This is a genomic window from Rhodoplanes sp. SY1, assembly GCF_046000175.1.
GTDB lineage: Bacteria > Pseudomonadota > Alphaproteobacteria > Rhizobiales > Xanthobacteraceae > Rhodoplanes.
This window is the reverse complement of sequence record NZ_JBEOMB010000044.1, coordinates 37796-62043: the sequence shown is the minus strand read 5'-3', so window position 1 is coordinate 62043 and position 24248 is coordinate 37796. Positions and strand designations below refer to the sequence as shown.

At 71.0% G+C, this 24248-nt stretch carries 20 protein-coding genes; 8 read left to right on the top strand and 12 right to left on the bottom strand.

Features of this window, described 5'->3' with window-relative positions:
• The 7 genes from ABTU92_RS12665 to ABTU92_RS12635 all read right to left on the bottom strand — a co-directional run.
• Positions 1 to 878, bottom strand: an 878-nt coding sequence (locus tag ABTU92_RS12665; RefSeq protein WP_408091100.1) for a proton-conducting transporter membrane subunit, incomplete at its 3' end; no start/stop codon positions are given.
• A 274-nt stretch (positions 879 to 1152) separates the two neighbouring features.
• Positions 1153 to 1824 carry a hydrogenase-4 component E gene (locus ABTU92_RS12660; protein WP_408091098.1) on the bottom strand — a complete coding sequence of 224 codons (672 nt, stop codon included), beginning with the start codon at positions 1822 to 1824 and terminating at the stop codon, positions 1153 to 1155.
• Positions 1824 to 2798, bottom strand: coding sequence for a respiratory chain complex I subunit 1 family protein (locus tag ABTU92_RS12655; protein ID WP_408091096.1), 975 nt, complete (start codon positions 2796 to 2798; stop codon positions 1824 to 1826). Before ABTU92_RS12655 ends, ABTU92_RS12660 begins: the two co-directional genes overlap by 1 nt.
• Positions 2789 to 4804, bottom strand: coding sequence for a hydrogenase 4 subunit B (hyfB, locus tag ABTU92_RS12650; RefSeq protein WP_408091094.1), 2016 nt, complete (start codon positions 4802 to 4804; stop codon positions 2789 to 2791). Before hyfB ends, ABTU92_RS12655 begins: the two co-directional genes overlap by 10 nt.
• 344 nt (positions 4805 to 5148) lie before the next feature.
• On the bottom strand, positions 5149 to 6414 hold the full coding sequence (locus ABTU92_RS12645) for a L,D-transpeptidase (protein WP_408091092.1): 1266 nt from the start codon (positions 6412 to 6414) through the stop codon (positions 5149 to 5151).
• A 444-nt stretch (positions 6415 to 6858) separates the two neighbouring features.
• Positions 6859 to 7482, bottom strand: a complete 624-nt coding sequence (rfbC, locus tag ABTU92_RS12640; RefSeq protein WP_408091090.1) for a dTDP-4-dehydrorhamnose 3,5-epimerase — start codon at positions 7480 to 7482, stop codon at positions 6859 to 6861.
• A gap of 110 nt (positions 7483 to 7592) precedes the next feature.
• Positions 7593 to 8324: a 50S ribosomal protein L11 methyltransferase gene (locus ABTU92_RS12635; RefSeq protein ID WP_408091088.1), complete on the bottom strand. Its 732-nt coding sequence runs from the start codon at positions 8322 to 8324 to the stop codon at positions 7593 to 7595.
• A 542-nt stretch (positions 8325 to 8866) separates the two neighbouring features.
• Here ABTU92_RS12635 and ABTU92_RS12630 point away from each other — a divergent pair.
• The 8 genes from ABTU92_RS12630 (at position 8867) to ABTU92_RS12595 (ending at position 18352) form a co-directional block, all read left to right on the top strand.
• Positions 8867 to 9727 carry a DUF2189 domain-containing protein gene (locus tag ABTU92_RS12630; RefSeq protein WP_408091086.1) on the top strand — a complete coding sequence of 287 codons (861 nt, stop codon included), beginning with the start codon at positions 8867 to 8869 and terminating at the stop codon, positions 9725 to 9727.
• Between the two features lie 82 nt (positions 9728 to 9809).
• Positions 9810 to 11027 (top strand): hydantoinase/carbamoylase family amidase, encoded by a 1218-nt coding sequence (locus ABTU92_RS12625; protein ID WP_408091084.1) that lies wholly within the window; start codon positions 9810 to 9812, stop codon positions 11025 to 11027.
• A 370-nt stretch (positions 11028 to 11397) separates the two neighbouring features.
• On the top strand, positions 11398 to 12735 hold the full coding sequence (locus ABTU92_RS12620; RefSeq protein ID WP_408091082.1) for a phenylacetate--CoA ligase family protein: 1338 nt from the start codon (positions 11398 to 11400) through the stop codon (positions 12733 to 12735).
• A 324-nt stretch (positions 12736 to 13059) separates the two neighbouring features.
• A complete protein-coding gene (gene iorA / locus ABTU92_RS12615; protein ID WP_408091080.1) occupies positions 13060 to 14895 on the top strand; it encodes an indolepyruvate ferredoxin oxidoreductase subunit alpha in 1836 nt (611 codons plus the stop codon).
• The gene (locus ABTU92_RS12610) at positions 14895 to 15797 is read left to right on the top strand and encodes a 2-oxoacid:acceptor oxidoreductase family protein (RefSeq protein WP_408091078.1); all 903 of its coding nucleotides are present in this window, start codon (positions 14895 to 14897) and stop codon (positions 15795 to 15797) included. Before iorA ends, ABTU92_RS12610 begins: the two co-directional genes overlap by 1 nt.
• On the top strand, positions 15794 to 16963 hold the full coding sequence (locus tag ABTU92_RS12605; protein ID WP_408091076.1) for a 2-oxoacid:acceptor oxidoreductase subunit alpha: 1170 nt from the start codon (positions 15794 to 15796) through the stop codon (positions 16961 to 16963). The genes ABTU92_RS12610 and ABTU92_RS12605 overlap by 4 nt, the downstream gene beginning before the upstream one ends.
• Positions 16956 to 17801, top strand: a complete 846-nt coding sequence (locus ABTU92_RS12600; protein ID WP_408091074.1) for a thiamine pyrophosphate-dependent enzyme — start codon at positions 16956 to 16958, stop codon at positions 17799 to 17801. The genes ABTU92_RS12605 and ABTU92_RS12600 overlap by 8 nt, the downstream gene beginning before the upstream one ends.
• Positions 17798 to 18352: a 2-oxoacid:acceptor oxidoreductase family protein gene (locus ABTU92_RS12595; RefSeq protein ID WP_408091072.1), complete on the top strand. Its 555-nt coding sequence runs from the start codon at positions 17798 to 17800 to the stop codon at positions 18350 to 18352. Before ABTU92_RS12600 ends, ABTU92_RS12595 begins: the two co-directional genes overlap by 4 nt.
• A 151-nt stretch (positions 18353 to 18503) precedes the next feature.
• Here ABTU92_RS12595 and ABTU92_RS12590 read toward each other — a convergent pair whose 3' ends face one another.
• From ABTU92_RS12590 to ABTU92_RS12570, 5 genes are all read right to left on the bottom strand, one after another.
• Positions 18504 to 18893 (bottom strand): hypothetical protein, encoded by a 390-nt coding sequence (locus ABTU92_RS12590; protein WP_408091070.1) that lies wholly within the window; start codon positions 18891 to 18893, stop codon positions 18504 to 18506.
• 1 nt (position 18894) lies between these two features.
• A complete protein-coding gene (locus ABTU92_RS12585; RefSeq protein WP_408091068.1) occupies positions 18895 to 19593 on the bottom strand; it encodes a hypothetical protein in 699 nt (232 codons plus the stop codon).
• Between the two features lie 152 nt (positions 19594 to 19745).
• Entirely contained in the window at positions 19746 to 20909 is a 1164-nt protein-coding gene (locus ABTU92_RS12580) for an FUSC family protein (protein ID WP_408091066.1), read from the bottom strand.
• Between the two features lie 302 nt (positions 20910 to 21211).
• Entirely contained in the window at positions 21212 to 21778 is a 567-nt protein-coding gene (locus ABTU92_RS12575) for a type 1 glutamine amidotransferase domain-containing protein (protein WP_408091064.1), read from the bottom strand.
• Positions 21779 to 21971: 193 nt separating this feature from the next.
• Positions 21972 to 24239 (bottom strand): xanthine dehydrogenase family protein molybdopterin-binding subunit, encoded by a 2268-nt coding sequence (locus ABTU92_RS12570; protein ID WP_408091062.1) that lies wholly within the window; start codon positions 24237 to 24239, stop codon positions 21972 to 21974.
• Positions 24240 to 24248 lie beyond the last annotated feature (9 nt).

Genomic DNA, 24248 nt, shown 5'->3' with positions numbered 1-24248 from the left:
AGGCTGACGAGCCCGAGCGTCATCAGGATGGCGCCGACGTCGATGGTCGCCGGGTTGCCGGCCAGCACCATCTTGAAGCGCAGCAGCGCGTAGAGCGCGACGTTGAGGAGCAGGCCCGACAGCACGGCCGAGATCGGCGTCGGGCCTTCGGCATGCGCGTCCGGCAGCCAGGCGTGGAACGGCGCCAGCCCGACCTTGGTGCCGTAGCCGACCAGCAGGAACACGAAGGCGAGCGACAGGAGCTTCGGATCGAGGGCTGCGGCGTTGCGGACGATCTCGTCCCAGGCCATCGCCGGCACGCCGCTGCCGATCACGCTCGACGAGACCATGTAGATCAGGATGGTGCCGAAGAAGGCGAGCCCGATGCCGACGCTGCCGAGGATGAAGTACTTCCACGCCGCCTCGATCGCCTCGGCGGTGCGATAGATGCCGACCATCATGACGGTCGCGAGCGTCGCCACCTCGAGACCCACCCACATCAGGCCGATATTGTTGGAGAGGAGCGCGAGATTCATGGCGCCCATCATGGCCTGGTACATGGCGTGATAGAAGCGCAGGAACGCCGGCGTCAGCTTGCCGGTCTCCAGCTCGTGGCCGATATAGCTCGCGCTGTAGACGCTGGTGGTGAAGCCGACGAAGGCGGTGAGCACCACCAGGAAGATGTTGAAGTCGTCGACGATCAGGAAGTCGCCGCGCGCATGCGGCACGGCGAGCAGCATCAGCGCGGCGGCCAGCGTGACGCCGGAGACGAGCACGTTGAGGCCGGCGCTCGTCCGGTAGCCCGAGATCGCGGCCAGCACCGGCACGGCGAGCGTCGGCACCACCAGCACCAGGGTGGACGGCGACACGGGAAGCGCGGCGACGAGATCGGCGATCATCGGGCGTTCCTCTGGTCGCCGATCGAGCGCAGAGGGTGGCGCTCACCCCCCTCCCCACCCCTCCCCCACAAGGGGGGAGGGAGCAGACTGCGGCGAGCGGCACCGCCGTGGCGATCGACGACCGTGCTGACGCATGCCCGAAGGCGGCGCGGTTCTGTCGTCCCCTCCCCCCTTGTGGGGGAGGGACAGGGAGGGGGGTGGCCCCGAGCAAAATCCTCTCTGCAGAGTGCGGCACCCGCAGCAAAGACCTGACGCAACGAGGCGCCCTGCGTCATCACAGATGCTCCCGTCGCTCGCCGCGGAAGCGTTCGAGCACGTTGACGTCGACGGTGTCGAACCGCTCGCGCATGCGGAAGACGAAGACGCCGAACACGATGAAGGCGATCAGCACCGAGAAGGCGACCGACACCTCGACGACCAGCGGCATGCCCTTCGCACCGGTGGCGGCGAGGATCAGGCCGTTCTCCAGCGACATGAAGCCGACCACCTGAGTGACGGCGTTGCGCCGGGTGATCATCAGGAGGAGCCCGAGCAGCACCACGGCGAGCGCGAAGGCGAAGTCCTCGCGGGCGACCGCGTCGGCGGTCTCGACCACGGGCTGGACCAGGAGGATCGACAGGGCGATCAGGCCGAGCCCGGCCAGCATGGTCGGGCCGCCCGAGACGACGCGCTCGACCTCGCGGTGGATGTCGAGCTGGCGGACGATCCGGTGCAGCGCCATCGGGATGATCACGCCCTTGGCGACGAGCGCGATGGCGGCGGTGACGAGGAGATGCGGCGCGCCCTGGACGATCGCCTGCCAGCCGACCGACAGCGACAGCACCACGGCCTGCAGGGCGAACACGTTGATCACCGCGGTGATGCGGTCCTGATAAAGGAGCATCAGGCTGAGCACCAGCACGCCGGCGGCGAGCAGATGCGCGATGTCGAACCACAACGGATTCATCAGAACCCTCGCGACACGAAGCGCAGGAACACGGCGAGGGCCGCGGCCGCGAAGGCGCTGCCGAGGAAGGCCGGATAGCGGAACACCCGCATCTTGGCGACGGTCGTCTCGGCGATCGGCAGCAGCACCGCGAAGGCGACGATCTTCAGAAGCCAGGTGACGAGGCCGAGCGCCATCGCGGCGAGCGACTTGTCGGCGGTCGCCATGCCGAACGGCGCGAACAGGCAGGCGACCAGCGAGAAGTAGAGCACCAGCTTGAGCTGGGCCGCCGCCTCGATCATGGCGAGATGACGTCCCGAGTATTCGAGGATCATCGCCTCGTGCACCATGGTCAGCTCGAGATGGGTCGCCGGGTTGTCGACCGGAATGCGGGCGTTCTCGGCGATGCCGACGATGACGAGGGCGAGCAGCGCGAGCCCGAGCGAGACGCGCACCCCTACCTCGCCGGTGGCGAACAGCGCCGCGATGGCGGAGAGCTGGGTGGTGCCGGCGATCAGCGCGACCGCGAAGGCGATCAGCAGCATGGCCGGCTCGGCCAGCGAGGCGATCATCATCTCCCGCGACGCCCCGAGCCCGCCGAAGGCGGTGCCGACATCCATGCCGGCGAGCGCCAGCGCGAAGCGCGCCGTGCCGAGCAGCGCGACGACGGCGATCAGGTCGGCCGACCACGAGAACAGGAGCCCGGTGGCGTAGGTGGGGACGAGGCCGGCCGCCACCCAGGTCGCCGCGAAGATCACATACGGGGCGCGGCGATAGACCCAGGAGGCGTTGTCGGCGACCACGGCCTCCTTGTGGAACAGCTTCCACAGGTCGAGATAGGGCTGCACGAGCGGCGGCCCGCGCCGGCGCAAGAGACGCGCCCGCACTTTTCGCGTGATCCCCATGACGAGGGGCGCGATCGCCACCACGATGGTGATCTGCAGGAGCTGAAGCGCGAGGTCGAGGACGAGCCCCGGGTCCATGGTCAGCGCCATATCGCCACCACCAGCATGAGGACGATCAGGGCGGCGAAGACCAGCGCCAGATAGCGCCGGATGGTGAGGAACTGCAGCCGGTTCAGCCGGATCGCGCCGCCCATCACGGCGCGCGCCAAAGGTCCGTAGAGGAACCGCCAGGCCGGATCGCGCACCCGCAGGCGGAAGCGCGCGGCACGCAGCTCGCCGGGGCGCGGCATGTCGACGGTCTCGACGACGCCGAACGCCACGGTGCCGAACACCCGGCGGATCGGCTGGGCAAAGCTCGAGCCGGTGTACTGGGTGACGGGACTGTCGAGCGGATAGCCGCAGTCCCAGATGGCGCTGCGACGGGTCTCGCGCGAGGCGAGGCGATGGACCAGCACGGCCGTCATGGTGCCGGAGGCGATCAGGAAGAAGAAGATGATCAGGCCGTTGTAAGAGCTGCGGCTGTCGGCGACCGGCACCAGCGAGAGCCACGGCAGCCCGGCCTGCGGCGGCAGCGACACGAAGGCGAGCTGGCGGGCGACGGGGGCGAGCGCGTCGACCACGAAGCCCGGCAGCGTGCCGGCCAGGATGCAGAGCCAGGCCAGCATCAGCATCGCGGTGAGCATGAAGCCGTCGACCTCGGTCGCGGCAGCGGCCGCCGGCGAGCGCGGCCGGCTCAGGAACACCACGCCGAACGCCTTGACGAAGCAGGCGCCGGCGAGCGCCGCGGCGAGCGCCAAGAGGGCGCCGACCGCGGGCACGGCGAACTTCAGCCCCCATTGCGGCAGCTGCGGGCTGAGCAGGATGGCTTGGAAGGTGAGCCACTCTGAGACGAAGCCGTTGAGCGGCGGCAGCGCCGCGATCGACATGCAGCCGATCAGGAACACGACGGCGGTCTGCGGCATGCGGTGGATCAGGCCGCCGAGCGTCTCCATGTCCCGCTCGCCCGTCGCGGTCAGCACGGCGCCGGCGCCGAAGAACAGGAGGCTCTTGAAGATCGCGTGGTTGAACACGTGGAACAGCGCCGCCGTGAGGGCGAGCGCCGCCGCCCCGCTTTGCCCATTCGCCCGGAAGGCGAGCGCGAGGCCGAGGCCGATGAACACGATGCCGATGTTCTCGACCGTCGAGTAGGCGAGCAGCCGCTTGAGGTCGCGCTGCATCACGGCGTAGAGCACGCCGAGCGCCGCCGTGGCGCCGCCCGCCAGCACGACCACGAGCCCGGCCCAGGACGAGTAGTCGCCGATCACGTCGAAGACGATGCGCACGAAGCCGTAGACGCCGACCTTGGTCATCACGCCGCTGAGCAGCGCCGAGACGTGGCTCGGCGCCGCCGGATGGGCGAGCGGCAGCCACACGTGCAGCGGCACGAGGCCGGCCTTGGAGCCGGCGCCGACCAGCGCCAGCACGGTCGCCATCGCGGCGATGCTCCCGCCGACGGTCGCGCCGCGCATGCCGGCGAAGGTGAAGTCGCCGCCGCCCGCCGTGGCAAGCAGGCCGAACGCGACCAGCAGGCACAGCGTGCCGAAGCTCGCCATCAGGAGATAGATGAAGCCGGCGCGGATGTTGGCCGGCTCGCGGTGGTTCGAGACGACGAGCGTCCACGACGCGAGCGACATGAACTCCCAGGAGAGCAGGAACGAGAAGGCGTCGGCGGCGAGCAGCACCAGGTTCATGCCGGCCAGGAACGGGCCGAAGAACGGCAGCACCCGCATCGGCGCATGCTCATGGCGCCCGTAGCCGATGGCGTAGAGGCTCGCCGCCGCGGCGCCGAGGTTCACGACGAGCATGAAGAAGGCGGAGAGCGCGTCGAGCCGGAAATGCGCGCCGACCCCGGGCAGGCCGATCGGCAGCACCACGCTGGTCGGCCCGGCGCCGCCGAGGACCGCCGTCAGCGCCACCAGCACGGCGGCGAGCGCCACCACGAGCGTGAGCCCGTAGACCAGCGCAGTCGCGAACGCGCGCCGGCCCAGGATCGTGGCGAGCACGCCGATCCCGAGAAAGCCCGCGATGCACCAAAGACCGAGTCCGACCTCCGGCATGCCCCAACCCCGTGCACCGACCCGGAGAGAGCGGGCCACGCAGGCAGCAGAAGCGCCGCGCGGCACCGCCGGCGGCGACGGGCGCCGCGAGCGCCGGACCCGGACGTCGCGAATCGACGTCCCGGCGGCGCCACGACGCGCACCGCCACTCCTGAAAGCCGGTCCGGCAGGATCGGAAAACGAGTCCTTAACGCACCGAGGTGGTTGTTTCCAGGACTATCTCGGCGACCCGGCCCCGCGCCGGAAAGGGCGCATCGGCGCCACGCCGAATCAGAACGGCCGGAGCGGAGCCCCGGCCGTTCCAAACTTGGTCATGTGTCCCGGCGACTCGCCGGCCGGCCCGCTCAGCGGGTCAGGACGATGAAGTCGGTGCCGCGGCCAGTCTGCGGGCCGAGGCCCTTGTCCGAGACGACCAGCGACGCACCGGCCGACATCAGCGGGGCGAGCACCTCGACGGCCTCGGGCGGCAGGGTGACGCGGTCGAGCGCCTCCTGGGCCGAGGCCGACGGCCCGGTCGCGACCGGCGTGGCGGGCTGCGCCTTCCCCTTGCGGGACGCGGTCGCCTCGCCGCGCAGCTCCGGCGGCAGCGTCATCGCGGTCCAGCGCAGCGTCCGGCCGTCCTCGGCGAAGCCGGTCGCCGTGAAGACGTGGGTGCCGAGCAGCTTGTCGGGATCGGCGATCTGGATCGGAGTGTCGTAGATCGGCTCGAATCCCTTGCGGACGAACAGCTTGCCTTCCTTCTTGCTGATGAAGATGGCGACCGGGCCGGGCTTCAGCGGGCGCGCAGGCGGACCTTGCTCCGCGGTCGACATGGCCGGCACCGGCACATCGGTCGTCTCGGCCGTCTCGGGAGCCGGGGCGCTCGGCGCCTCGCCGACCGGCGCGGCCTGGGTCGGCGCGGCTTCCACCGGCGTCGCCTCGGTCGTCACCGGCGTGGCGGCCGGAGCGGCCGGGCTCGGCGCGTCGGTGGCCGTCGCCTCGGGGGCGGATGCGGTCTTGCCGGCGGCGCGCGACAGGTCGGAGACCGGGGTCGCCGGATCAGGCGTCTTCTTCAGGAGCGCGAGCTGCGCGTGCGAGAAATCCACCGGAACGACGGCCGAGCGGGCGACGACCACGCGGGTGCCGAGCTTGGTCATGCCCCAGAGCTGCGAGGCGAACGAGTTGGGCAGCCGGATGCAGCCGTGCGACGCAGGATAGCCGGGCAGCACGCCGGTGTGCATCGCGGTGCCGGACCAGGTCAGCCGCTGCATGTAGGGCATCGGCGCGCCGGCATAGAGGTTCGAGTAGTGATGGCGGTTCTTCTGGATGATGCTGAACACGCCGGTGAGGGTCGGATGCGCCTTGGTGCCGGACGAGATCGGCGCCTCGGCGATCTGGCCGACGCCGTCGTAGACGCGCACGCGCTGCTCGCCGATCGACACCGAGACGACGAGCGGACCGCGCGGCTGGCGCACCGCGGCGGTGTCCTTCTTCGGCTCCTCCGTCTTGGTGCGCTTGGCCTTGCGGGCCGGCCGCGGCTGCGCCGGGACGACGTAACCGCCGGGCACCGCCCGCATCCCGGGCTGGCCGTAATAGTAATAGTAGGAGGCGTCGGCCGTACCGACAGACAAAACGCTCAGCGCCGCGCCCAGCGCGATCGCAGAGAGACCGTAGAGCGCCGACGATCCAACCGTGATCGTCCGCGGGCACGCACGCTGCACTTCATCACACGTCGTGTCGGTCACGAGAGCCCCCCGTGTTGCTCGGCGCGTCGCAGCTCGATCGCGCCGTGGTAGTAGAACGCCGACTCCCCAACAAGGTTCCGGCGTCCTTTCCGATTATTCTCGCCAGCAATTCTTAAAAGACATGGCTTTTGCGCCACACCCGGAGGTGTGGGCGACCCGGTCGCCGGCTGCTTTCGATGCTGAGAGTTAGTTCGACGCTAGGCGGTTCGATCGAATTCGAGCTTTCTCGGCCGCCGCGTGGCGGCGCGCCGACCATCGCGCCTGATCAGATCGGCGATTCGCTCCGGCCGGGACGCGGACGGCGCGCCGGAGGGTGCCGGGAGGGCCCCGTCAGGGGACGACGCACTCCGGCTGCAGCGGCACGCCGTCATAGGCGAACGGGCTGTCGAAGCCGGCGAGCCCGCCGTACGTCGTATCCTTGTCGGACAGGCTGGCCTCGCCGGGCGCGACCGGCCACGGGATGGCGAGGGCCGGATCGTCGAAGGCGAGGCCGCCCTCGCTCGCCGGGGCGTAGAAGTCCGTCACCTTGTAGGCGACCTCGCAGTCGTCCTCGAGCGTGCAGAAGCCGTGGGCGTAGCCGACCGGCACCCAGAGCTGCTCGCCGCCCGTCGCGGTCAGCTCGACGGCGACGGACCGGCCATAGGTCGGCGAGCCGCGGCGGATGTCGACGGCGACGTCGAGGATGCGGCCACGCACCGCGCGGACGAGCTTGCCCTGGGCGTGCGGCGGCACCTGGAAATGCAGGCCGCGCACCGTGCCGCGCCGCGCCGACCACGACTGGTTGTCCTGGACGAAGGCGACGTCGAGCCCCTGCCCGGCGAGGCGGGCGGCGTTCCAGGTCTCGCAGAACCAGCCGCGCTGGTCGGCGAAGCGGCGGGGCACGATCAGGCGCGGATGCGAGGGCGGCGGAAAGGCGGACGCCGGGTCGGCGGCCGAAGACGCGGGCGTGGTCATGACGAACAGGACTGAAAAGCGCGGCCCGATCGCCGCGGCCGGACCCTAGGCGATCGGCCGCTGCGCCGCAAACCGCGCCCCCGGCCCGCGGCTCCGCCCCGACGGCGGCGTCACACCGGGCGCAGCTCGTAGAGCACGAAGGACTCGAGCACGATCGAGCGCTCGCCGACCAGCCGGGCCGCGAAACCGGCCTCGCTGATCAGCGCGCCGAGCCGATGCAGGTCGGAATCCGACGAGAACAGCACCAGCATCCGACCGCCCGGCGTCAGCCGCTCGCGCGCCTGGACGAACAGGCCGGCGATGTCGCGATAGTCCGGCCCCGCCACCCAGGCGCGGTCGGCAACGTCGCGCGGCTCGCCCGGAAAAGACGGCGGGCTCGACAGGATCAGGTCGAACAGCGGCTCCGGCGCGACCGCCGAGAGGAGATTGGAGCCGATCCCGGCGACCCGGTCGGCGAGCCCGTTGGCGGCGGCGTTCTCGACGGCGGCGCGGGCGGCATTCGGATTGATGTCGACAGCGAGCACCCGCTCGGCCCCGGCGCGCGCCGCGGCCAGCGCCAGGATCCCGGAGCCGGTGCCGACATCGGCCACCCGCAAGCCGCCGAGGTCGAGGGTGCCGAGATGCGCGGCGAAGAACTCGCTGGTGAGGAAGCGACGCGGATCGAACACGGTCGGCAGCACGGCGAGCCGGAAGCCGGCCGCATCCACGGTGCGGCGGCTGCGCCGCTTCAGGAACAGGTGATACGAGAAGAAGTGGACGAACGAGCGGAAGGCCTGTCGCCCGAGATGCGGGGCCTTGCGCGGATGACCGAGCCGATAGGGGTCGTCGAGAACGTCGTGCAAGCCGGTTGCTCCCGCTCGTCCGGCCGAGCGGCCGGAGCCGACGGCCGTCGCGGCCGCCCTCGCGCTTGCCGTCGGGACCCGTGACGCGCCGCAGCGCCGCGCGTCGACACGCGACCGAAATCGCGCCGCGCCCGCTGCAGCCCTTTCCAGGAGAGTGCCGGCCCCGATGCCCGCATGGGCCAACGCCACAACCGGCGGCAGGTTCATTCCTGCACGCCGGCAGGGCGCGGAGGCTCGCCTCCCACGTCCGTGTCCCGGACGGGCTGCAGCGCGGAAGCGATGCAGCCCGAGCCGGGACCCAGACCTTCGGCCATGCCGGGCGTGTCCCGACGGAGAGACCCGTCGTGCCGCCCTGGGCCCCGGCTCTGCGGCGCGTCAGGCCCGCGGCCCGACGCGCCGCAGAGCCGGGGCACGCGGCGATGCCATGGCGCAAGCCCCTCTCGCGATGGTGATCGCGTGCGTCGCCACACCCCCTTGCCACCCCCCGGTGTCTCCGCAACTCTACCGATCCGAGGAAACGTCAGCGTGCCAAGGGGGTCGCCATGAGCCACCAGGACGCCGCCCACACCACCGGCCTGTCCACTGGTCTCTCCACTGCTTTGCCCGAACCCCGGGCGGCCGAGGCCGCGCCGGTCGTTCGCCGCGCCGATCCGCAGGTCCGCGCCGTCACGGTGCGCGACATCGCCGAGGCGGTCATTCTCGGTCTGCGCGATTTCCAGGCGGCGCCGCTCTACGGCCTCGCCTTCGGGGCGTTCTACGCCGCCGGCGGGCTCGCGATCGTCGCCTGCGCGTTCTGGGCCGGCGTCGGCTATCTCGCCTACCCGCTCGCCGCCGGCTTCGCCCTGCTCGGCCCGTTCGTCGCGGTCGGCCTCTACGAGGTCAGCCGCCGCCGCGAGGCCGGCGTGCCGCTCTCCTGGTCGGGCGTGCTCGGCACGATCTTCGAGCAGCGCCACCGCGAGCTCGGCTGGATGGCGTTCGTGACGCTGTTCGTCTTCATCATCTGGATGTACCAGATCCGCCTCCTGCTCGCCCTGATGCTGGGCCTGCGCAGCTTCTCGACCATGCAGGAGTTCCTGACCGTGGTGACGACGACGCCGGAGGGCTGGCTGTTCCTGCTGATCGGCCACGTCGTCGGGGCGGCGTTGTCGCTGGTGCTGTTCTCGCTCACCGTGGTGTCGTTCCCGCTGCTGCTCGACCGCGACGTCGACTTCGTCACTGCGATGATCACCAGCGTGCGCGCCGTGGTGACGAGCCCGCTGCCGATGATCGGCTGGGCGGCCACGATCGTGCTCCTCCTCATCGTCGCCGCGCTTCCGGGCTTCCTCGGGCTCGTCATCGTGCTACCAGTGCTGGGTCACGCGACCTGGCATCTCTATCGGCGCATCGTCGTGCCGAAGGCCTGAGCCCGGCTCGCAGTCCCTGTCCCGAGCTTCGCCCGCCGCGACCCCGGTCGCGGCGGCGCATCGCGTTTTCCGGAGCCCCCCGATGATCGCCATTCGCGGCGACCGCCTGCTCGACGACCTGCGTGCCCTCGCCCGCTTCGGCGGCCTCTCCCCCGGGGTGGACCGGATCGCCTTCTCCGAGACCGATCTTTCGGCGCGGCGCTGGCTTGTCGACAAGCTGGCGGCGGCCGGGCTCGAGGCTGGGCTCGACCGGGTCGGCAACGTGCTGGGCCGCGACCCGTCGGCCGGCAAGGCGATCCTGATCGGCTCGCACACCGACACGGTGCCGCGCGGCGGCTGGCTCGACGGCGCCATGGGCGTCGTCTACGGGCTGGAGATCGCCCGCGCGTTCCGCGAGAGCGGGGCGTCCGGCTCGGTCGGCATCGACGTCGCCTCGTTCCAGGACGAGGAAGGCACCTACCTGCCGTTCCTCGGCAGCCGCTCGTTCTGCGGGACGCTCCGCGACGGCGAGATCGCGGCCGCCCGCGCCGAGGACGGCGCGACGCTGACGGCCGCGCTGGCGCCGCTCGCCGACGCGCCGGCGCCGTTCCGGCTCGACCCGGCCCGCCACGTCGCCTTCCTGGAGGCCCATATCGAGCAGGGGCCGCGGCTCGAGGCGTCGGCGAAGAAGATCGGCGTCGTCACCGGCATCACCGGCATCCGCCGCTTCCGGGTGACGGCGACGGGCGCCGCCAACCACGCCGGCACCACGCCGATGGCGATGCGGCGCGACGCCGGCGCCGCGCTCGTCCGGATCGCCGCCTGGATCGGCGAGGCGTTCCCGGGCTTCGCCGCCGCCGAGACGGTGTGGAACATCGGCGCCATGGCGTTCCGCCCGGGCGCCGCCAACGTGGTGCCGGGCGAGGCCGAGATGGCGGTCGAGATCCGCGACCTCGACGTCGCCCTGCTCGATCGGATGGAGGCGGCGCTTTCCGAGCGGGTCACGGCGGAGAGCCGCGACGGCGTGGCGGTCGCCATGGTGCGCCCGACCGTGGTCGCCCCGACCCCGATGGACGCCGGGATCGTCGCCGCCCTCGCGGCCGCGGCGGCGGCGCACGGCCACGCCCCGGTCCTGCTGCCGAGCGGCGCCGGGCACGACGCCATGGAGGTCGGCCGCGTGCTGCCGGCCGGCATGCTGTTCGTGCCGAGCATCGGCGGCATCAGCCACCATGTCTCCGAGAACACGGACGACGCGGACATCGTGCTCGGCTGTCAGGTGCTGGCAGATGCAATTTCCCGCATAATGCAAGAGGTGAGCTGATACGCAGCCCGGCCCGGCCGCGGGACCACCCGTCTCATAACGACCATCTATATTTCATCATTCTGAATATATGAGACGGCGGCACCTGCCGCCGTCTCGCCGTGCCCGATCTGATCAGCTCGCAATGCCGCGTCGTCCGTCGGGCATTCTGCGCAATTGCGCTGCGCCGGCGCATCTCGTATGGACACATCATTATTAGACCCGACGCGATCGCTTCCGAGCCACCGCGGTGTTCCGTTTGTTGCCGTGCGTCAGACATTCTTCGCACGCCCCGGATCGACCGGCGGCCGGTACCCCCGACATCGTTCACCCGCGTCGCGGCGACAGGGCGTCCGGCCCCGTGGCCGCGCCTAGACCGAAGGGGAGATGAATGAACCGGCCGGCCCTGAGACCCGCCCCCGTGGCGGCCCTGTTCGATCCCGCCGCCGAGACGATGCCGCGGGCGGAGCTCGCCGCCCTCCAGCTCGCTCGCCTGAAGACCACGCTGACGCGCGCCTACGAGAACGTGCCGCACATGCGCCGCCGCTTCGCCGAGCACGGCGTCGGGCCAGATGATCTGAAGACGCTCGCCGACATCCGCCACTTCCCGTTCACCGGCAAGGCGGATCTGCGCGACAACTATCCGTTCGGAATGTTCGCGGTGCCACGCGAGGACGTGGTGCGGGTGCACGCCTCGTCCGGCACGACCGGCAAGCCGACCGTGGTCGGCTACACGGCCGACGACATCGCGCTGTGGGCCGACCTGATGGCGCGCTGCCTGACCGCGGCCGGCGCCACGCGACACGACATCGTTCATGTCGCCTACGGCTACGGCCTGTTCACGGGCGGGCTCGGCGCCCATTACGGCGCCGAGCGGCTCGGCGCCATGGTGGTCCCGGTCTCCGGCGGCATGACCGAGCGGCAGGTCACGCTGATGCGCGACTTCGGCGCCAACGTGCTGTGCTGCACGCCGTCCTACGCGCTCAACATCGCAGAAGTCGCGGAGCAAAGCGGCATCCGGCGCGACGCGCTGAAGCTGCGGACCGGCGTGTTCGGGGCCGAGCCGTGGAGCGAGCAGATGCGCAGCGAGCTGGAGACCCGGCTCGGCCTGCAGGCGATCGACATCTACGGCCTGTCGGAGATCCTCGGCCCCGGCGTCGCCTGCGAGTGCACGGCGCAGGCCGGCCTGCACGGCTGGGAGGATCACTTCCTGTTCGAGATCGTCGACCCGAAGACGCTCGAGCCGCTGCCGATGGGCGCCACCGGCGAGCTGGTCATCACCACGCTGACCAAGCAGGCGCTGCCGATGGTGCGCTACCGCACCCGCGACATCACGCGCCTGGTCGACGAGCCCTGCGCCTGCGGCCGCAGCCATGTGCGGATCATGCGGGTCACCGGCCGCGACGACGACATGATGATCATCCGCGGCGTCAACGTGTACCCGTCGCAGGTCGAGGCCGTGCTGGTCGGCCTGCCCGGCATCGCGCCGCATTATCAGATCGTGCTGACCCGCCGCAACGCGCTCGACCACATGGCCGTGGAGGTCGAGGTCGCCCCCGACGTCGCGCAGGACGACGCGACGCTGGCGCGCATCGGCCACGAGGTGCAGCACCGCATCAAGTCGACGATCGGCATCACCTGCGAGATCGTCGCCAAGCGCCCCGGCGAGGTCCCCCGCTCGCAGGGCAAGGCGGTGCGCGTGAAGGACCAGCGGCACGTTTCGGAATGATGCGGAGCAACGGCCGATATCCCTTCTCCCCGCGCGCGGGGAGAAGGTGGCTCGCCGCGCAGCGGCGAGTCGGATGAGGGGGCGCTTCGGCACGGCTCAGACTCGCGGAAACGCCCCCTCACCCGACGTCCGCGCTGGACGCGCGAACGTCGACCTCTCCCCGCACACGGGGAGAGGTGACGCTGGAGGCGCCGCGGACCTGGCTGCCTCACCTCCCCTTTGACCTTTCTCAACCCCCGATCCGACGAGACGGACCAGAGTGATTCCAAACTGAGGTCGTCCGCGCATACGACGGCACGCGGCCGGATCGACAGGGAGCACGACGTGAGCATCGACGCGCTGGCGCAGGACCAACGACCCGAGACGCGCCGGCGGAGCGCCGAGGCGCTGCCGCTGACCGGCAACGAGGCGATCGCACGCGGCGCCTGGGAGGCCGGCGTCAAGGTGGCGGCCGCCTATCCGGGCACGCCGTCGACCGAGATCCTCGAGAGCCTCGCCACGTACGATCCCGCCGACGTCACGGCGCAGTGGTCGGTCAACGAGAAGGTGGCGCTCGATACCGCGATCGGCGCGTCCTTCGCGGGCGTCCGCACGCTCGCGGCGATGAAGCATGTCGGCCTCAACGTCGCCGCCGACTCGCTGATGAGCTTCTCTTACATTGGCGCCCATGGCGGCCTCGTGCTGGTCGTCTGCGACGATCCCGGCATCCACTCCTCGCAGAACGAGCAGGACACCCGGCTGTTCGCCCGCCTCGCCGGCGTGCCGGTGCTCGAGCCGGCCGACGCCCAGGAGGCGCTCGACTACGTCAAGGCGGCGGTCGACCTGAGCGAGCAGTTCGACACGCCCGTGATCCTGCGCGGCACCACGCGCCTCTCGCACACGCGCAGCGTCGTGACGGTCGGCGCCCGCACCGAGGTGGCGTCGCGCGGCTTCATCGGCGACCACACCCGCACCGTGACGATCCCGGCCAATGCGCGCCGGCTGCATCCGAAGGTGATCGCCCGCGAGGCGGCGCTGTCGCAGTGGATGGTGACGTCGCCGCTGACCAGGCGCGACGACGGCTCCGACCGGCGCTGCGGCATCGTGACCAGCGGCCTCGCCTATCTCTACGTGAAGGAGGCGGCGCCGCAGTTCCCGGTGCTCAAGCTCGCCGGCTCCTACCCGCTCGCCGCCGACGCGATCCGCGACTTCGCCGCGACGGTCGAGCGCGTGATCGTGGTCGAGGAGCTGGAGCCGGTGCTCGAGGAGGCGATCCGCGCCATGGGCATCCCGGCCGAGGGCAAGAGCCTGTTCCCGCGGCTCGGCGAGCTGTCGGTCGAGCTTTTGCGCGAGGGCCTCGCCAAGGCGGGCCTCGTCGACACGCCGGTGCCGCTCGTGCCGATCGACATCACGCCGATGGCACGCCCGCCGGTCCTCTGCTCCGGCTGCCCGCACACCGCGAGCTTCTACGCGCTGCGCAGCATCGGGGCGCATGTCGCCGGCGACATCGGCTGCTACACGCTCGCCGCCATCGACCCGCTGCGCTCGATGGACACCTGCGTCTGCATGGGCGCCAGCATCGGCAACGCCGTCGGCATGGCCAAGGCCGGCACCGAGAAGCCGGTTGTCGCCACCATCGGCGACTCGACTTTCCTGCATTCCGGCATCCCGCCGCTGATCGATGCCGTCTACAACAAGGCCGATCTGACGGTGCTGATCCTCGACAACCACATCACCGCGATGACGGGCGGCCAGGACCATCCCGGCACCGGCCGGGATCTGCGCGGCGAGGCGGCGCCGCGCGTCGACTACGCGGCGCTGTGCCGGGCGATCGGCATCGACTGGGTGCGGGTCGTCGACCCCTACGAGGTCGGACGCTTGTTGCAGACGCTGCGCGAGGCGACGACGCATCGCGGCGTCTCGGTGATCATCGCGTCGCGCCCCTGTGTGCTCGACCCGGTGAAGATCAAGGGCGCGCCCGTGGCAGTGCGCGCCAGCGCCTGCATCGCCTGCCAGTCCTGCATGAATCTCGGCTGTCCCTCGATCACCTGGTCGGGCGAGCTGTTCGAGGGCCGCCACAAGGTGACGATCGACGCCACGACCTGCATCGGCTGCACGATCTGCGCCCAGGTCTGCCCGACCGACTGCATCCAGCCGGTGACGAGGGGAGCCCCCAACTGATGCGTCCGCTGCCGCACGAAGACGACTCCGCGCCGGCGCCACGCCCCGCGACCGCCGGCCTCAACATCCTGGTGGTCGGCGTCGGCGGCCAGGGCGTGCTGATGATCTCCAAGGCCCTCGCGCTCCTGGCGCAGCGTCGCGGCTTCGCCGTGAAGCAGAGCGAGGTGCACGGCATGGCGAAGCGCGGCGGCATCGTGTTCAGTCACGTCCGCTTCGCCGAGCAGGTGTGGTCGCCGACCATCGCGCGCGGCGAGGCCGACGTGCTGGTCGCGCTCGAATGGGCCGAGGCGCTGCGCTGGCTCGATCATCTGCGGCCGGGGCGCGGCATCTTCATCGCCGACACCCGGCGGATCGTGCCGCCCTTCGCCTGCCGCAGCCGCAAGCCGGGCGCCCCCTCGGCCTACGCGCGCGAGACGCCCGCCGACGTGGTCGGCCGCCACGCCGAAGGCTGCGCGCTCGACGCCACCGGCATCGCGACGGCGCTCGGCGATTCACGCGCCGCCAACACGGTGCTGCTCGGTCGCCTCTCCGCCTGGCTCGACTATCCGGTCGCCGACTGGCACGAGGTGATCGCCGCGATCGTTCCGAAAGGCACGCGCGAGATCAACCGCGCGGCCTTCGACGCCGGCCGCGCCTGGACGGCGCCCGATCCCGACGAGAGCGAGGCGACGGCCCTCGCGACCGCCGCGCCGGCGCCCGATCTGCACATCGGCGTCACCATCGACGCGGCGTGGTGCAAGGGCTGCGGCATCTGCGTGAAGCTGTGCCCGGAGCGGTGCCTCGCCATGGACGGTCCGACCGCGATCGTGAAGACGCCGACGGCCTGCACTGGCTGCCGGGTGTGCGAATGGCTGTGCCCGGACTTCGCCGTCACGGTGCGTAACGAGGGAGTTCCGGCATGAGCACGCTCGGCACGACGGGGCTCGGCACGACGCGGCTCACCGCCCTGCACGGCAACCACGCCTGCGCGCTCGCCGCGGTGGCGGCCGGCTGCCGCTTCTTCGCCGGCTACCCGATCACGCCGTCGAGCGAGATCGCCGAGCACCTGTCGCACGAGATGCCCAAGGTCGGCGGCACCTTCGTGCAGATGGAGGACGAGATCGCCTCGATCGCCGCCGTGATCGGCGCCTCGCTCGGCGGGCTGCGCGCCATGACGGCGACGTCCGGCCCCGGCTTCTCGCTGATGCAGGAGAACATCGGCTACGCCGCGATGACCGAGACGCCCTGCGTGATCATCGACGTGATGCGGGGCGGCCCATCGACCGGCATGCCGACGCGGCCGGCGCAGGGCGACGTGATGCAGGCGCGCTTCGGCAGCCACGGCGACCGGCCCGTGGTCGCCCTCGCGCCCGCCTCCGTGCAGGAGATCTACACCGAGACGATCCGCGCCTTCGACCTCGCCGAGCGGCTGCGCACGCCCGTCACGGTGCTGTACGATCAGGTGATCGCGCAACTTCTCGAGAGCGTCGCGGTGCCGGCGCCCTCGACGATTCACGTGCGCGAGCGGAAATGGGCGAACGGCGCCGGCAAGCCGTTCGAGCCCTATGCGGCGGACGACGACGGCATCCCGGCGATGGCGCGGCCCGGCGACGGGCATCGCGTCCACACCACCGGGCTGACTCACTCGGAGAGCGGCTTTCCGACCCAGGCGCCGCCCGTCGTCGACCGCATGATGCGCCGCCTGCTCGGCAAGATCGACATCCACGCGGCGCTGCTGGAAAAATACGAGACACTCGCGACCGACGACGCCGAGGTGCTGATCGTCGCCTACGGCATCACGGCCCGCGCGGCGCGCCGCGCCGTCACGGTGCTGCGCGAGGCCGGCATCAGGGCCGGGCTGTTCCGGCCGGTCACGCTGTGGCCCTTCCCCGAGGCGGCATTGCAGAAGATTGCCGGCCGCGCCCACGCCGTGCTGGTGCCGGAGATGAATGCCGGCCAGCTGGTGCTGGAGATTCAGCGCATTCTCGGCCACGCGCCGCCGGTGCGCGCGCTCGGCCGCATCGACGGCGAGCCGATCACGCCCGACGCGATCGCGGCCGCCGTCAGGGAGCTCGCCGTCCATGCTTGACCCCGCGCCCCACACGCCGTTCGATCCCAAGGAGTGGCTGCGGCTCGCCTACATGCCGCATTTCATGTGCCCGGGCTGCGGCCACGGCATTGCGCTGCGCGCGTTGCTCGCCGCCGTGCACGACTGCGGCATCGCCAAGGACGACCTCGCGGTGGTCTGCGGCATCGGCTGCTCGGGCCGGGTCGGTGGCTACATCGACGCCAACACGGTGCACACCACGCACGGCCGTCCTCTTGCGTTTGCGACCGGCCTGAAGCTGGCGCGGCCCGACCTCACCGTGGTGGTCGTCACCGGCGACGGCGACTGCCTCGCCATCGGCGGCAACCACCTGATCCACGCGGCGCGGCGCAATCTCGACATCACCTGCCTGATGCTCAACAACGAGGTCTACGGCATGACCGGCGGTCAGGCCTCGCCGACCACGGCGCCGAGCCGCTTCACGTCGACGACGCAGTCCGGCGCCATCGAGCCGACCTTCGACGCCTGCGCGCTCGCCGCCGCGGCGGGCGCCGGCTTCGTCGGCCGCGAGGTGACGCGGCAGGCGCCGGCGCTCAAGACGCTGATCGGCCGGGCGCTGCGCCACAAGGGCTTCTCCTTCGTCGAGGTGATGTCCGACTGCACCGAGATCTACGGCCGCAAGAACGATCTCGGCGAGGCGCCCGAGATGATCCTCAGCCAGAAGGCCGACATGCGGCCCGAGGCGCATCGCGACGCACCCGACCAGCCGTTCCGGCCGAACGCGCTGCCGACCGGCGTGTTCGTCGAGCGCGACCTGCCCGAATACGGCGCGCGGCTGCGCGCCCACGCCGCCGCGCTGCGCGGAGAGGTGACGCCATGACGATGACGCCGTCGACGCATCGCCGCGAGATCCGCCTCGCCGGATCGGGCGGCCAGGGCCTGATCCTCGGCGCCCGGATTCTGTTCGAGGCCTTCGCCGTGGAGGGCCGCCGCGCCTCGCAGTCGCAGAGCTACGAGCCGACCTCGCGCGGCGGCTTCTGCCACTCCGACGTGGTGGTGAGCGAGGACCTCTCAGACTTCCCGCTGGTCACCGGGCTCGACGCGCTGATCGCGCTCGATCAGGTCGGCTTCGACCGCTCGATCGCGCTCGCCAAGCACGACGCGCTGGTGATTGCCGACCTGCGCATCGACACCACGGCGGCGCAGGGCCGCCGGCTGCACCGGCTGCCGCTCGCCGAACGGGCCGTGGCGACCGGCAACGCCCGCATCGCCAACATGGTGGCGCTCGGGGCGTTCGTCGCGCTGTCGGGCCTCGTGCGCGCCGCCTCGCTGGAAGAGGCGATCCGCCGCGAGACGCCGGAGAAGTTCTCCGAGCTCAACCTCATGGCCGCCCGCGTCGGCTTGGCGCTGGGGGAACGGCTGGCCGCGTAGGGCGAGACGACGCGAAATCGCGACAGGCACAGACTTCGTCATGGCCGCGCTTGTCGCGGCCATCCACGTCTTTGCAGCGGAAAAGCAGACAAGATCGTGGATGGCCGGGACGAGCCCGGCCATGACGGTGAGGAGAGGCACGTATGCCCCCCTACCCCTCGCATTTCTTGTTGGAGGCGGCGTCCGTGCCGGTGGCGGCGCGGCATTGGCAACGTGGCGGGCGGTCGAGCAGCGACACCGTGACGGTGGTGATGCGGTCCTTCTTCACGACCAGCTCGCACAGCGGCAGCGGGTCGCCCGAGCCGGCGACGGCGAGCTTGTGGGTGCCGACCTGCTGGCGCAGCACAGCGGCGCCCTTCTTCAAGGGCTCGAGCGCCTCGGAATCGAGGAAGAGCTTCAGGTGCGGAGGCGGGTTCGCCGGCACGGTGCGGATCTCGATATAGCCGGTCGACTTCTCGAGCTTGCAGGCGGACAGGCCGATGGCGCCCAAGGCCACGATCACGGAGGTCGCGGCGAACCCCGCCGCGCGAGAGAAACGCATCTCACACTCCGGGCGGCTTGAGCCCACCGATCAGCGACTTCAGCTTGGTCGAGGCGTCGCGGATCTCGCGCGTGAGATTGCGGATCACGGCGAGCGCCTCGGAGGCGCGGCGTACCTGCATCAGTTCGTCGATGAAGTCCTCGCGGGTCTGCAGGGTGCGCAGGAGATCGGCGAACTCCTTTCGCGCGCTCTCCAGATCCTCGCTGGCGCGCTCCGTCTCGGTGACGAGCTTGCGCCACTGGTCGAGCAGGAACTCCTTCTCCTCGGGACGGAAGCGGGCGTCCTGCTCGATCGCCTTCAGCTTCGCCCGCCCGTGCGCCAGCGCCTTGGCGCCGAGCTGGGAGACGGTGCCGTTGTCGGAGACGGCGCCGAGCAGGCCGGCGACCATGCCGCGCAGCTCCTCGATCTCGGAGCGCGCCTTGCCGACATCGGACAGCTCGTCGATGGTGCGCGTCGTGTCCTCGATCCGCTTGGAGAGATCCGGGTAGCTCTTCTTCAGCTCCTCGACCTGCTTGGCGTACTCCTCCACCGGCGTGACGGCGTCGCCGCCGGAGCCCGATCCGGCCCCCGCCGACTGGGCGCCGGCCGGCGCCACTCCGAACGTCAGAGCCGAGACGAGCAGAAGAAGCGCGAACAGCAGCGCGACGCGCGAAGAAAAGCCCGATGCGGCCGGGCGCGGAGCGACGAGAGATCGGAGCATGGCGCGGGCCTCGCGGCGGGCCGACGGCCGAAGCGGCCGGCGGCGGCAATGGATCGGTCACGCACTAGGCCCCTACACTTGGGGCGGATTCTTGGCGCCTGCAAGCCCAATCGTCGCGCCGCGCCGCAGCCGTGCGGCCGCCCCGCCGGTGCTCAGCGGCAGCGCGCCGGAAGCTGCCGCGGCGGCGTCCGCTCGGGCGCCTCGGCGCCGCCCGGCCGCCAGAAGGCCAGCACGGCGCCGACCAGCGCGAGCCCGCAGCCGATCAGGATGTCCTCCAGCCGCTCGATGATCAGGGCCGACACGGAGCGCGGATCGGGCAGCGCGAGACGGAAGGCGATCAGCAGCATCACGGCGATCAGCGCGGTCTGCAGCCAGAACCGCTTGGGCATCTGCAGCGGGATCAGCGGCGCGATGGCGAGCACCAGCACGATCGAGACGAGCGGCGTCGCGATGGTGTGGATCAGCACCCAGGCGACGACGACGCCGACCGTGGTGCCGAACATGAACTCGACGATGCGCCGATAGGTCGCCTCCGCCCCCGGCTGCATGACGACCAGCGGCGCCACCGTGATCCAGATCGCCCGCGTCATGCCGAGCGCGACGCCGATCCACAGGCCGAGCGCCGCGACCGCCGCGTAGGCGAACGCATAGCGCAACCATTCGGAATGACGCTCGAGCCGCGGCACCACGAGGCCGACCGGCACAGGCATCGGACCGAAGCGCAGATGATCGACGGTCCGCACGATCGCGGCGACCGCGAAGGCGAGGCCGGCGAACCAATAGTCGCCCGGCGCGAAGGCCGGCATGCCGGCGGCCAGCCCGAACGAGATGGCGCCGAAGCGGGCGCCGAGATGCGGCCCCTTGCCGATGCGCGTCAGCCAGCCGGCCGCGAACAGCGCGGCGCAGAACAGCGGCCAGAACGGATACTCGTAGCCGTGCAGCGCGGTGCCGAGCGCGACGCCGCCCGCCATGCCGACGCCGATCTGCACGAGCGCGAGGAGCCGCGATCCGAGGCCGCGCTCGTCCTCGTCGGCGAAGCACGCCATCATGCCGATGAGCGCGCCGAGCAGCGCGCCGCCGGGCGCCTGCATCAGCGTGCCGGCCGCGAACGGAATCCCGATGGTGAGGAGGAACAGCCACGAGCGCCGCAGGCCGGCCGAGTCCGGCACGGCGCGCCGGGACAGATCGCGCGCGGATTGCCAGGAGAAGTCGCGGATCGCGCGGCGCGAGAGATCGCGCGTGGCGCGCAGCGCGCGAACCAGCGTGCGGGTGAAGAGGCGGCGACGCGTGTGGCCCGGCGCCGGCCGCAACGGCACGACGACTTCGGAGGAACGACGGGGAGCGGGCGGTGACAACTCGGTAACCATGACTCGTTGGGACGCGGCATCGCGGGGACGCGGACGCTGCCCGGTCGAGACCAGGCGCGTCCACCCTGCGATGCGTGGGAGGCGACGTCAAAGGGCGACAATGAACGCGGCCCGAAGCCGGGCCGCGCCAGATCATCGTCGTGATCGGATGTTGCGTCCCTCTTATCAGGCGATCGGGGCAGGATTATGGACCGGCGCCCCGGTCGGCTCCGGCCCCCTGCCCTGCGCTTCGGCGGCGCCTGCCGGCGAGCCTACTCGGCGGCGCGGCTGGCGTGCCGGCCCTCCGAAAACTCCTCGATCATCTTGCGGTTGAAGGCCGGGATGTCCTGCGGATTCCGCGAGGTGACGAGCCCCTGATCGGTGACCACCTCCTGATCGACCCATTCGGCGCCGGCGTTGCGCAAATCCGTCTGCAGCGACGGCCATGACGTGACCTTGCGGCCCTTCACGCCGCCGGCGTCGATCAGCGTCCACGGGCCGTGACAGATCGCGGCGATCGGCTTGCCGGTGGTGACGAAGTGCTTCACGAAGGCGATCGCCTTCGGCTCCAGCCGCAGCGCGTCCGGGTTGATCACGCCGCCGGGCAGCAGCAGCGCCTCGAACTCGTCCGGGCGCGCCTGATCGAGGGTGCGATCGACCGGGATCTGGTCCTTCTTGTCGTGATGATCGAAGCCCTGGATTTTTCCGGACTTCGGCGCCACGACCGAGACGTCGGCGCCCTGCTCGCGCAGCGCCTTCACGGGCTCGGTCAGCTCCACCTGCTCGACGCCGTCGGTCGCCAGAACGGCCACCTTGCAGCCTTTCAGATCACGTGCCATGTCGTCTCTCCTGGTTCCTGATTTGTCTCCCCCTCTCGATCGCCGTCTCCGTCCTCATCCTGATTTCGTAGGGTGGGCAAAGGCGCGCCGAAGGCGCGACGTGCCCACACAGACTGTTCACCGCACCGCCCTGCTTGTTCAAATCACCGGCCGCGTGGTCACGCTTGCGCTTTGCCCACCCTACGGAGTTGGCCTAGGCCAGCAGATCCTCGATCCTGATCGGCAGATCGCGAATGCGTTTGCCCGTCGCGTGATAAACGGCGTTGGCGATCGCCGCCGCGGTGCCGACATTGGCGAGCTCGCCGAGTCCCTTGACGCCGGCCGGGTTCACCTCGGCGTCCTCCTCGGGCACCATGATCACCTCGATCGACGGCACGTCGGCATTCACCGGGATCAGATACTCGGCGATGTCGTCGTTGATGTAGCGCGCCTCGCGCGGATCGATCTCGGTCGCCTCGTGCAGGGCCGAGCCGATGCCCCAGATCATCCCGCCCATCAACTGACTGTGCGCGGTGCGCGGATTCATGATGCGGCCGCCCGCGAAGGCGCCGACGGCGCGCGGCACCCGCACCTCGCGGGTGCGCGCGTGGATCCGCACCTCGACGAACTCGGCGCCGAGCGCATACATGATCTTGTCGCCGTGCGGACCGCCGGTGAGCACCGCCTTGCCGCCGTAGACTTGGCGCATGCTGTCTCGCGGCACGCCGGGCGGCAGATACTCGGCATACTCCTCCAGCGCCGCGGTGCCGAGCCGCTTCATCACGTCGGTGACGCTCTCCGCGGCACCGTCGGACGCGACCGCACGGCCGTCCGTGAAGGACAGCTCGCCGGGCGCGCGGCCGGCGAGCGGCCCGTCGTTGGCGGTGGAGGCAGCACGGAGAAGCTTCTCGCGGATCGCGTCGCAGGCCATGATCACGGCCGAGCAGACGCTCGCCGTCGTGTTGGATCCGCCGGCGACCGGGCCGGGCGGCAGCTCGGAATCGCCGAGATCGACCGAGACGGCCGCGAGCGGCACGCCGAGCCGCTCCGCCGCCTGCTGGCCGATCACCGTGTAGGCGCCGGTGCCGATGTCGTGCGCCGCGACCTGCACCCGCACCTCGCCGCTCGGCAGCAGGCGCACGCGCGCCGCCGTCGCGCCGAGATGCGTCGGATAACACGCGGTGGCGCAGCCCCAGCCGATCAGCCAGTCGCCGTCGCGCATGGAACCCGGCGCCGGACTTCGCTTCGACCAGCCGAAGGCGGCCGCCGCCTCGTCGTAACACGTCATCAGCGAGCGCGACGACCACGCCTTGCCGCTGACCGTGTCCTTGGTCACGTCGTTGATGCGCCGCAGCTCGACGGGATCCATGCCGAGCTTGACGGCCAGCTCGTCGACGGCACTCTCGAGCGCGTAGACATAGGGCACCACGGGCGGCGAGCGCATGAAGCCGGGGGTGTTGCGGTCGGCATGGACGACGCTCACCTTGGTCGCCACCGTGCCGAAGTCGTAGAGCCGCACCGTGTCGGCGACGCCGGCGACCTTGTAGGCGTCCGGCCGCGACGTGACCTCGCGGCCCTCGTGCGTGTAGGCGACGATCTTGCCGTCACGCCGCGCGCCGAGCTTGATGCGATGCCGCGTCTCGGCCCGGTAGGTCGCGATGGTGAAGCCCTGGTCGCGGCTCGCGACGAGCTTCACGGGGCGTCCGAGCGCCTTCGCCGCGAACGCGACGAGTGCGGTGCGCGGCGTCATCTGCGCCTTGGCGCCGAAGGCGCCGCCGACGAACGGGCTGACGACACGCACCTTGGCCGGGTCCATGTCGAGCCGCTTGGCGACGGCGTTCTTGAGGCCGTAGACGAACTGGCTCGGCTCGTGGATGGTGAGTCTGTCGCCGTCCCACAGGCAAGTCGTGGTGAACAGCTCGATGGCGTTGTGGTGCTGGGTCGGCGTGCCGTACTCGGCTTCTATCGTCACGTCCGCCGACGCGAGCGCCGCCTCGGCGTCGCCCGCTTTCGGGAACTCCTTGCCGGCCGGTTCTTCCGTCACGCCATCCGACCCGAAGGTGGCGCTCGGGTTTTCGCGCGCATAGCTCGGACGCACGGCGTGCGCCGCCTCGCGCGCGGCTTCGAGCGTCTCCGCCACCACCATGGCGATGATCTGACCGTCATGCGCGATCTGCGGGCCCAGCTCCTGCACGGAAGTCGACGGTCCACCGCCACCCGGCACGTAATCGAGATGCTTCAGCGACGTCGTGCTCTCGGCCGTGAAGATCTCGAGGACGCCCGGCACGGCACGCGCCACCCCGGTTTCGATACCGGTGAGGCGACCGCGTGCAATGGTGCTGGTCACCAGCACGGCATGGGCGAGATTTCCGAACGGCATGTCGGACGGATAGCGGGCCTCGCCCGTCACCTTCAGACGGGCGTCGAGGCGCGGCGCGGGCCGGCCCATGTTGGCTTTCGGTTCGGGAGCGGCGGTGCTCATGATCGGCTC